This window comes from Kitasatospora sp. NPDC056783 (genome assembly GCF_042789895.1).
Classification (GTDB): domain Bacteria; phylum Actinomycetota; class Actinomycetes; order Streptomycetales; family Streptomycetaceae; genus Kitasatospora.
Genome location: NZ_JBHUAF010000681.1, coordinates 1 through 1729, shown reverse-complemented (window position 1 = coordinate 1729; position 1729 = coordinate 1). Strand labels below are relative to the sequence as shown.

The following is a 1729-nucleotide window of genomic DNA, read 5'->3' as shown; positions in this document are numbered from 1 at the left end:
GCACCTCCACCAACCCCGCCGACTGCGCGGACGGCGGCCCCGGCCCCTGGGCCAAGAACACCACCGTCGCGCCCGGAGCCACGGCATTCTGGCGAATCACGGTGACCAACACCGGGACGGTCCCGATCACCGGGATCACGCTGGCTGACGCGGTCACTCCCGCCTGCGTCACCGCCGCAGGAACGTTCGACCTCACGGCCGGCGCCTCGCACCAGGTCTTCTGCGACCTGGCCAACGTCACCCAGCACACCGTCAACACAGTGACGGCCTCGTTCCCCGGACCCGGCGGAACACCGATCACCACACCGCCGTCCGAAGCCACGGTCGACGTGCCGTCACTGACCATCCTGAAGGAGGTCTGCACCTCCACCAACCCCGCCGACTGCGCGGACGGCGGCCCCGGCCCCTGGGCCAAGAACACCACCGTCGCGCCGGGTGCCACGGCATTCTGGCGAATCACGGTGACCAACACCGGGACGGTCCCGATCACCGGCATCACGCTGGCTGACGCGGTCACTCCCGCCTGCGTCACCGCTGCCGGAAGCTTCGACCTGGCGGCCGGCGCCTCGCACCAGGTCTTCTGCGACCTGGCCAACGTCACCCAGCACACCGTCAACACAGTGACGGCCACCTTCCCCGGACCCGGTGGAACACCGATCACCACACCGCCGTCCGAGGCGACGGTGGACGTGACGCCACCAGTCGTGCCATCGATCAGCATCGACAAGGAGGTCTGCACCTCCGCGACGGCGTCCGACTGTGCGGACGGCGGCCCGGGCCCGTGGGCGAAGAACGCGATCGTCGCGCCCGGGGCCACGGCGTACTGGCGGATCACCGTGACCAACACCGGCACCGTCCCCGTCACCGGCATCACGCTGGCTGACGCCGTCACCCCGGCCTGCGCCACCGCCGCCGGCACCTTCGACCTCGCCGTCGGCGCCTCGCACCAGGTCTTCTGCGACCTCGCCAACATCACTCAGCACACCGTCAACACCGTCACCGCCACCTTCCCCGGCCCCGGCGGCACCCCCATCACCACGCCCCCGTCCGAGGCGACGGTCGACGTGCCGTCGCTGGCCATCCTGAAGGAGGTCTGCACCTCCACCAACGCCGCCGACTGCGTGGAAGGCGGTAGCGGACCGTGGGCCAGTAGCACGACGATCCCCTCGGGGACCACGGCGTACTGGCGCATCATGGTCACCAACACCGGCACCGTCCCGATCACCGGCATCACCCTGACGGACAGCGTGTCACCGTCGTGCGTCACCGTCGCCGGGACGTTCGACCTGGCGGCCGGCGCCTCGCACCAGGTCTTCTGCGACCTGGCCAACGTCACCCAGCACACCGTCAACACGGTGACGGCCTCCTTCCCCGGACCCGGTGGAACCCCAATCACCACACCGCCATCCGAAGCCACGGTGGACGTGACCCCGCCTGTCGTGCCGTCCATCAGCATCAACAAGGAGGTCTGCACCTCCACCAACCCCGCTGACTGCGCAGACGGCGGCCCCGGCCCCTGGGCCAAGAACACCACCATCCCGTCCGGCTCCACCGCCTACTGGCGTATTACGGTGACGAATACCGGCACCGTCCCGGTCACCGGCATCACCCTGACGGACAGCGTGTCACCGTCGTGTGTCACGGCTGCCGGCACCTTCGACCTCGCGGTCGGCGCCTCCCGTCAGGTGTTCTGCGACCTGGCGAACCTCACCCAGCACACCGTCAACAC

Annotated in this window: 1 pseudogene; it reads left to right on the top strand. The window is 69.7% G+C overall.

The window, feature by feature from the left end:
- Window positions 1-101 precede the first annotated feature (101 nt).
- A pseudogene (locus tag ACFRMQ_RS40560) lies at window positions 102-1729 on the top strand (hypothetical protein); the annotation flags it as partial.